A 7,705-nucleotide genomic window follows, 5' to 3' on the forward strand; every position below is an offset into this window, starting at 1 on the left:
ATGCCCCTGATAGGCTACGCCCGTGTTTCCACAGAGGATCAGACCCCCCTGCCCCAGTCTGAGGCCCTGCAAACTGCGGGTTGCGTCGAGATCTTTGAAGAGCACGCCTCGGGCGGCAATCGCGCGCGACCGGTGCTGGCACGCGTGCTCGAACGCGTCCAGAGCGGCGATACGCTGGTCGTTGTGCGGATCGACCGGCTTGCGCGGTCTCTGTCGCACTTGCTGGAGGTGATCGAACGTCTGGAGGCCAAGGGAGCTTTCTTCCGCTCCCTGCAGGACCCCATCGACACCGCTTCCCCACAGGGCAAGTTCACATTGCAGGTTCTAGGCGCCGCGGCCGAGTTCGAGCGGGCGCTGATCCGCGAACGTACCAAGGCGGGGCTGGCAAGTGCCCGTACTAAGGGCCGGGTCGGCGGGAACCCGGGCCTACGCGCCCGCGATCCAGCGGCGCTACGCAAAGTGCGGCGCGCGCGGCAAGACGGCTACATGGAGCGGCTGAACGAGACGGCTCAGGACTGGGTGCCACATGTCCGACGACTTCGACCCGATATGGCCTGGGAAGATGTGCTTCGGATCATCAATGGCCCCCTGCCCTACGACCGCCACTGGACGCAAAGCCGCCTTCTGCGCGCAGTGAAAGCCTATGTGCGCGACGGGTTTCTGCCCAATGAAGTGCTTGGTCGCGCTGGACGACGCGAAACCGACGACCGCCTGCCCGCGATTGTCGCTGGCATCAAGGGCGCGGACCCTGACATCACGCTCCAGGCGATCTGTGACCGACTGGAATCCATGCGCGAACGCACCCCGCGCGGACGCGCCAGCTGGCAGCCGTCGTCCGTGAGGATGCTGCTGGAACGCGCGGAGAAGTTGGGCTTGCTGAAGTGCGAGCAATAAACACAACCTTGCAAATCTTCCAACTCATGGAACAATTGCAAGGTTGCAGCCCGTTTTCTGGTCAGGTGAATGGATTCACGACGCGTAACTGATCTTCAACCAGCAATCCGTCGTGCATATCTTCGCTCCACAAAGTCGTGCATCCAGCAATAAGGGCGGCCGACACAATCATCGCGTCATAGACCGAAAGCTGGTATTTTTCTGCCAAAGCTCGGCCCACCAAATGGGTTTGCACAGACAGGTCTTCGACTTCACACAAGGATTGGACCCCTGCGAGAAAAGCGCCGGTCTCCTCCCAACTGAGACCGGCTTTCCTCCGGCAATTGACCATCGCTTCGTTCAGGACCTGCACACTGATCCGCGGCCCTTGCCCCAGGATGTCTTCCGCCCGATCCGCCTTTGGGCCGTCGTCAAGAAGGTAAAGGACGACATTTGTATCCGCGAATTCAGCGCTCATGCGCAGCGTCGCGGCTCAGGCGTGCGTCCTTGGATAGCTTTCCGCGAAACCGCCTTAGCCCTTGCAGGACTTCATCGGCGCGAGGTTGGCGCTGGACGAGCAAGGTACCGTCGTCCTTTATCAGATCGATTTGGTCACCCTCTTTGAGGCCGAGTTCGCGCACAAGATCGGCAGGCAGCCGGACCGCGAGCGAGTTCCCCCATTTTGCAACTTGCATGGTGTCGTTCCTCCAAGTGGATATACGAGCCTGTATGTATATCATCTTGCCGCAATTGCCAAGATCAGCATGCGACGACGACGGCGAACGGGCTTGTGTTTCGACGGTGAGCTCACACAAGATGTGGAAAAAACTTGCGCGAATCCGACTCTTACGGCAATAGTCACGGAAACGAGGCAAAAAACGTCAATAACCGTGAACACGCCGAAGATGCGTAGCGCGGATCGAGAGGGCAGATGAACAAGACTTTCGTGCATCAGGACCTGAACGCGGTCATCCGCCAGCATTCCGAGTGGCTGGCCAACCAGTTGCATTCGCAACGCGAGAGCCTGTTTCCCCCTGACGCCACAAAGGAAATGCGCAAATTCACCTCCGGCGAGGCGGCAGCGCTTCTTGGTGTGAACGACTCATACCTGCGCAAAATCAACCTTGATGGCAAGGGCCCTTCGCCTGAACTGACGGCCGGCAATCGTCGCCTGTATTCCGCGCAGGACATTCAGGCCCTGCGTATCCTGCTGGAAAAGACCGCGCGCAAGCCTGGAGACTATATCCCCGGACGGCGTGATGGCGATCACCTGCAAGTCATCGGTGTGATGAACTTCAAGGGAGGCTCGGGCAAAACGACGACTTCGGCACACCTTGCACAACGGCTGGCCTTGCGCGGTTATCGCGTCCTGGGCATTGATCTTGATCCGCAGGCCTCATTCACGGCGTTACATGGCGTACAGCCCGAATTCGATCTGACAGATGGCGGCACGCTCTATGACGCGATCCGCTATGACGACCCAGAGCCGATCCGCGCTGTCATCCGCAAGACCTATATCCCGAACCTCGACCTGATCCCGGGCAATCTGGAACTGATGGAGTTCGAACACGAAACGCCGCGTGCTCTTTCACAAGGCAACGCAGGCCTGTTCTTTTTCCGCGTGAAAGAGGCGTTGGCGCAGGTTGACGGCGATTACGATGTTGTGGTCATCGACTGCCCGCCGCAACTGGGCTTTCTCACCATGTCCGCACTTTCGGCCGCCACCGGCGTGCTGGTCACAATTCATCCGGAAATGCTCGACGTGATGTCGATGTCGCAATTTCTGCGCATGACGGCTGATCTAATGGACGTGATCGCCGAAAGCGGTGCGGACATGTCCCACGACTGGATGCGCTATGCGCTGACACGCTATGAACCTCAGGATGCACCACAAAACCGGATCGTCGCCTTTCTGCGCACCATGTATGGCGATGCGGTGCTCAACTCGCCAATGCTCAAATCCACGGCGATCTCCGATGCAGGTCTGACAAAGCAAACCCTATACGAAGTCGAGCGGAGCGCCTTTACCCGCACGACCTACGATCGCGCCCTTGAAAGCCTGAACGCGCTGAACGATGAAGTCGCTGATCTTATTCAGAAAACGTGGGGGCGGTCATGACGAGTGGCAAGAAAAAACGGATGTCGATGCTCGACAATCTCGCGGCAGCCGGTGGCCCGGCCCCTACCCCTCAGGCTGGTGCCGCGACCCCTATGATGACGTCCAACCGCGCCCTGCGCTCGGCCCGTGATGCGGTCGATTCACATCATGTCTGGGAACTCGACCCGGCCAGTATCGTCGACGACCGAATGGCCGACCGGCTTGATCCAGCCGATGTACATGATCTGCGCGCCGCAATCGAGGCGAATGGTCAGACCGTACCAATTCTTGTGCGCCGGCACCCGTCAGAGGCGGACCGCTATCTGCTCGTCTATGGTCGCCGGCGGCTCGAGGCGATCCGCCAGTCAGACAAGGTCGCCAAGGTGCGCGCACTGGTTGCCAATCTGGATGATGACAGTGCCCTGCGTGCGCAGATTTCCGAAAACATGGCGCGCCGCGATTTGTCCTTCATTGAAAAGGCGATTTTTGCGCAAGAACTCGTATCGTCGGGTTTTGGAAATCAATCACAGGTTGCAGAAGTTCTGACCGTGACCAAATCTTCGGTGTCCATGGCCATGGCCATCGCCGACATGGTCGGTACAGACCTCATCCGCGCCATCGGTGCTGCACACGGCATCGGCCGACCCCGGTGGGAGGCCATGGGCCGTGCCATCGCGGACAACGACCTGGATCGGGGCAGCCTGATCCGCCTTGCTGAGGAAACCCATGGCAAGGCCGATGTGGCCATGGTGATTGATGCCGCACCTGCGACCGACGACCCCTCTGTGCAGGCGTTCGAGGCCGTGTCGAAGGTTGTCACAAGGTTAGTCAAACCGGCCAAGGCCCCCTCCCCTTCTGCTGCATCCAGTCAGCCGCTCAGGATTGGGGGCAAACGTGGCGGCACGCTCAAACGCACCGCCAAAGGGATCTCGATCGAGTTGCAGAATAGTAAGTTTGCCGACTGGGTAGAGTCTGAAGCCGATGATTTGATTGAAGAACTTCACGAACGCTGGAAGCAGCGTTCAGAAGACTGAGGAAGAGCAGAAACCAAAAACAGGAGGCACGAAAAAGCCAAAGAAAAGGTCCCGCAAAGCGACCGCCCTACGAGACCCTGACTTGTTCTTAGCACTCTCAAGTTAGTCTCGGACGCCGTTTTTCGCAAGTCTTAAGTGATTCGCGGACCGTGATTTCTTTGTCTTCGTGAATGTAAAATGGACTACACCCCCGTAACGCCTTTCAGGCGACCCATAAATGCTGCCATTCTGCACTATCAGGCAGCGGCGCAACAGGACCTCCCGCCTTCTGGCGTCAACAAATGGGAAGCACTTCGCGAACTCGCCGCTGCCCGTATCGCCTTCGGCTTGTCCGACCGTGATTTGAGCGTGCTTCAGGCATTGGTCAGTTTCCATCAGGCCACGATCGTTGGCGGGAACCATAGTGAAACTGTCGTGCATCCGTCCAACAAGGCTATTTGTGAGCGCCTGAACGGTATGCCCTGCTCGACCATGCGGCGGCATTTGGCGAACCTGGTGCAAACCGGTTTCGTAGTGCGTCGCGACAGTCCCAACGGCAAGCGTTACACGCGCCGATATGGCGACGAAAAGATCGCTTTCGGCTTCGATCTGGCCCCCCTCGCCCAACGCTTCGTCGAAGTGTGCGAAGCCGCAGAGGCTGTCCGTGCTGCGGAGGAGCGCTACAAGCGGCTTAGAACCACTGTAAGCCTCATGCGCCGTGATCTAGCGGGTCTCGTCGACTACGGCCGCTCTCTGCGCCCTGACCACGCCATCTGGGACCAGGCGTCCGACCTATGCGTCCTGACGGCGCGTGACCTTCGTCGCAAGCTCGACTTTGCAGAGTTGCAGCAGATGGAATCTACGTTGTCCGAAGCCCTCAACGCAATTAGGGACCTGTTGGAACCAGTGCAATCACAAGATATGAGCACCAATGAAGTCACAAATGAGCAGCACTATCAGAATTCAAATAAAGACTCTTATGATTTTGAACCACGCTTAGAAAAAGCGCAGGGCGAGGGCAGCGCCTCCGATCCGGCGACAGCACTGGTTGCAGAGGGTAGTACTGATGAGCCTGTCTCGGTCGACAACAATCTACCTAGAATACCCCTCGGTCTCGTTTTGGCCGCTTGCTCTGAATACCGAACTTATGCTGAACGACCTGTGCGCCACTGGCATGATCTAGTAAGGGTTGCCGATGTAATAAGACCTATGATGGGCGTCTCTCCTTCAGCGTGGGATGAGGCCAAAAAGTACATGGGCCCGGAAGAGGCATCGGTGGTCATCTTGGCAATGTTGGAACGCTTCGGCGACATTCGGTCACCTGGTGGGTATTTGCGGTCGCTGTCTGCAAAGGCTGCGCTCGGTGAATTCTCCTGTGGTCCCATGATCATGGCCCTTATGAGAAAGGACGCTGCATGAAAAGTTCACAGCTGTGAACTGCGTCTTGTTTCGTCGCGCAGAAGACAGGTTCACAGCTGTGAACTCATTGCTTAGGGGATTCGTCCACTTTCTCCTTGGGCCCGCCTTCCTGCGCAGAGCGCGGACTAACGAAAATCACTCAGTCAGGTCACCATCTCCAAAAAGGTTTGGAAAGAGCCGCTCTCGATAATCCAACGGAAACGCCAACCGAACTGGCGTCTTCGGCGAGGCGGATGTCAGGTATCCAGCGGCGGTCAGCTTACTCAGCGTGTTGCGAGCAGTACGCTCGGACGTCTTGAGCACAATCTGCGCATCGCCTCGTTCCAGTGCCCCATGCCGAAGAACCGCCGAGATTAGTTCCGGCGCTCGCTTGTCATCGATGGTATCTGCAACAAGACGACGATACCGTTGGTCTAGTCCGCCGAGATCGAACAATCTTGCTGAGAAGGTGATCTGGTCGAGCGTCACCTTTAGGAACCATTCACTAAACGTCTTCAGTGCCGCTTCTGACAGGTTCCCCCGTCCGTCGCGGTCTCCGCGGCGTGGACTGTCGGCCAGATCCATCATCCGTTTGTACTCGCCTCGATCGGTTAGCCCGCGGGCCAGCCCACGTGATACGGACCAGAGCCCTTGGCCACCAATCCCCGCTGTGAGGGCCATGGCATGAGACATCAGTCTGCTGACACGACCGTTCCCATCCGGGAAAGGGTGGATGTAGTTGAGCCGGTGATGTGCAGAGGCGATCGCGATGATCCGTCCGCTCGAAGACCGCGCCGCAATCTGAAATCGTTTGTCGAAATGGTCCATGAATGCCGCGACGCGCGACGATGAAGGAGGTAGGTGGCGCCCGACCGCAACTTCCCGATCATCATCCTGGCGCATGCGTCCCGGAACGATGGGCTCTTGTGTGCCGTCGGGATGTTCGATGACCCGAAACTCATCCGGCATCTCTTCGTAGAAGCTCTTATGGACCCAAGTCAGGAATTCGACGGATGTGGGGCGGGGCAGGGTGCCCTTGCGATGCATCTCGTCGATGGCCCGTTGAACGATGACGTGCGCTCGGGCCTCAAGGGCGAGGGGACGGGTTTCTTCCTCAAGCTCGGCGCCCGCCAGCGCCCTTTCGATGTCGCGGGGGCGCGTGTTGTGTCCTTCGATCAGGTTGGAGTAGTAGCAGTTCATCACGCGGACGAGATCGGCAAGCTCGGCTGCGCTGTCAGGATGCAACCCTTGTCCCAGCCCGGTGGCTTCCCTCTGGATGTCGACCGAAAGGTCTGCCAGTTCTGTGGGAATATGCTCCTCGAAGAAGCAGGGTTCGATCCTGGCGGGTGTTTCCAGCATTTTTGCCGATCTTCCATGTTTGCAAAGTAATTGAAAAATAAACACATTTCGTACTTTCAAGCAAGGTTTTGCCGATATGCGTTGCCGATCTTGCCTGCCGATCTGGAATTGCTGCATGAAATCAATGGCTTCGGCAGAAGGGCCGGGCTTTTCGGTTTTGTTGTGTGCCCAAAGGGGCCGGAAAAAGAGAAAGTGTCCTTCGGGTTTTGTGACTGACGGATGAGGGCCTTTGGGGTCCCTCAGATGGGTCCGGGCCGGATTCCGGTCTGCTGTTATTGATGAAGGGCATTCCGATGCAAACAGGTGTCTTGTGCGTGTTACGCGCGACCGCCGCCTCGTGGTGGCGGCACAAGGAACTACGCCGAACCGGCCAGACGGGCCAGGCACTGCAGCTCGAGCGTGAGACCGTCCTGCGTGATCTCGGCTATCTGAAGCAGGCGGCGTCATTGCCAAACGCGCACGTGATCTGCGGGGAGGGTGGGACATTCCTCCATCTCGGTTGGACCACCGTTTCGACCTTCGCGCCGATCGAGCGCTTTCCCTTGGCCACTCTTGCGGTCGCACGAGGGACGCCCTTCATCGATATCCGACCCGTCACCGATGTCATTGCCTTCGCGAGACTGCCGCGGGTGGCGCGGGACGGATCGGTCGACCCTGATCCTTGCGGTTCTGGCAGATCCGTCTCGCTGACCGCCTACATCGACATGGTCGAAGCCCTCGGTGCCAGGATCGCCAACGATCCGAGGCCCCTTCAGTCAATCTGATCACCATTCCCTCTCACCAAAACTCGAAAGGACGCCCGCCATGGCCCGATCCCGCACGACCAAATTCGATGCCTCCGAGGTCATCACAAACGAAATCATCCGCATCATCGAGCGCGGCGTCCTGCCGTGGCGCAAGCCCTGGACCGCAGGCGGCAGCTCACGCCCCCTGCGCGTGGGCGGCGAACCCTACCAGGGGGTGA

Annotated in this window: 9 protein-coding genes; 6 read left to right on the forward strand and 3 right to left on the reverse strand. The window is 58.5% G+C overall.

What is annotated here, in order from left to right; all coding sequences use genetic code 11:
• A partial coding sequence (locus N4A58_RS05670) for a recombinase family protein (RefSeq protein WP_243614108.1) occupies positions 1-894 on the forward strand: 894 nt, incomplete at its 5' end.
• A 61-nt stretch (positions 895-955) separates the two neighbouring features.
• On the opposite strand, the gene N4A58_RS05675 is transcribed toward N4A58_RS05670, so the two are convergent.
• Both N4A58_RS05675 and N4A58_RS05680 read right to left on the reverse strand, forming a co-directional pair.
• The gene (locus tag N4A58_RS05675; RefSeq protein WP_110281057.1) at positions 956-1,351 is read right to left on the reverse strand and encodes a PIN domain-containing protein; all 396 of its coding nucleotides are present in this window, start codon (positions 1,349-1,351) and stop codon (positions 956-958) included.
• A complete protein-coding gene (locus tag N4A58_RS05680; protein ID WP_055296342.1) occupies positions 1,341-1,568 on the reverse strand; it encodes an AbrB/MazE/SpoVT family DNA-binding domain-containing protein in 228 nt (75 codons plus the stop codon). Before N4A58_RS05680 ends, N4A58_RS05675 begins: the two co-directional genes overlap by 11 nt.
• Positions 1,569-1,804: 236 nt before the next feature.
• On the opposite strand from N4A58_RS05680, the gene repA reads away from it, so the two are divergent.
• The 3 genes from repA to repC all read left to right on the forward strand — a co-directional run bounded on the left by repA (position 1,805) and on the right by repC (position 5,403).
• Complete coding sequence (gene repA, locus N4A58_RS05685; protein WP_055296343.1) at positions 1,805-2,992, forward strand: plasmid partitioning protein RepA; 1,188 nt, start codon at positions 1,805-1,807, stop codon at positions 2,990-2,992.
• A complete protein-coding gene (gene repB / locus N4A58_RS05690) occupies positions 2,989-4,005 on the forward strand; it encodes a plasmid partitioning protein RepB (protein ID WP_293708322.1) in 1,017 nt (338 codons plus the stop codon). Before repA ends, repB begins: the two co-directional genes overlap by 4 nt.
• 177 nt (positions 4,006-4,182) lie before the next feature.
• On the forward strand, positions 4,183-5,403 hold the full coding sequence (repC, locus tag N4A58_RS05695) for a plasmid replication protein RepC (protein ID WP_293708323.1): 1,221 nt from the start codon (positions 4,183-4,185) through the stop codon (positions 5,401-5,403).
• Positions 5,404-5,538: 135 nt separating this feature from the next.
• Here the strand turns inward: repC and N4A58_RS05700 are convergent, their stop codons facing one another.
• Positions 5,539-6,741: a Fic family protein gene (locus N4A58_RS05700; protein WP_293708324.1), complete on the reverse strand. Its 1,203-nt coding sequence runs from the start codon at positions 6,739-6,741 to the stop codon at positions 5,539-5,541.
• Positions 6,742-7,034: 293 nt separating this feature from the next.
• Between N4A58_RS05700 and N4A58_RS05705 the strand changes: the two genes are divergently transcribed.
• Together N4A58_RS05705 and N4A58_RS05710 are read left to right on the forward strand one after the other, a co-directional pair.
• Positions 7,035-7,505 (forward strand): hypothetical protein, encoded by a 471-nt coding sequence (locus tag N4A58_RS05705; RefSeq protein WP_224557871.1) that lies wholly within the window; start codon positions 7,035-7,037, stop codon positions 7,503-7,505.
• Positions 7,506-7,545: 40 nt separating this feature from the next.
• A partial coding sequence (locus N4A58_RS05710; RefSeq protein ID WP_293708325.1) for an ArdC family protein occupies positions 7,546-7,705 on the forward strand: 160 nt, incomplete at its 3' end.

Source organism: Donghicola sp., from assembly GCF_025210255.1.
Lineage (GTDB): Bacteria > Pseudomonadota > Alphaproteobacteria > Rhodobacterales > Rhodobacteraceae > Donghicola > Donghicola eburneus.

Excerpts from the sequence above, each read along its gene's own strand:
- N4A58_RS05700 (WP_293708324.1), bottom strand. The coding sequence starts at position 6,741 with ATGCTGGAAACACCCGCCAGGATCGAACCCTGCTTCTTCGAGGAGCAT.
- repC (WP_293708323.1), top strand. The coding sequence starts at position 4,183 with ATGGACTACACCCCCGTAACGCCTTTCAGGCGACCCATAAATGCTGCC.
- N4A58_RS05680 (WP_055296342.1), bottom strand. The coding sequence starts at position 1,568 with ATGCAAGTTGCAAAATGGGGGAACTCGCTCGCGGTCCGGCTGCCTGCC.
- repB (WP_293708322.1), top strand. The coding sequence starts at position 2,989 with ATGACGAGTGGCAAGAAAAAACGGATGTCGATGCTCGACAATCTCGCG.
- N4A58_RS05675 (WP_110281057.1), bottom strand. The coding sequence starts at position 1,351 with ATGAGCGCTGAATTCGCGGATACAAATGTCGTCCTTTACCTTCTTGAC.
- repA (WP_055296343.1), top strand. The coding sequence starts at position 1,805 with ATGAACAAGACTTTCGTGCATCAGGACCTGAACGCGGTCATCCGCCAG.
- N4A58_RS05705 (WP_224557871.1), top strand. The coding sequence starts at position 7,035 with ATGCAAACAGGTGTCTTGTGCGTGTTACGCGCGACCGCCGCCTCGTGG.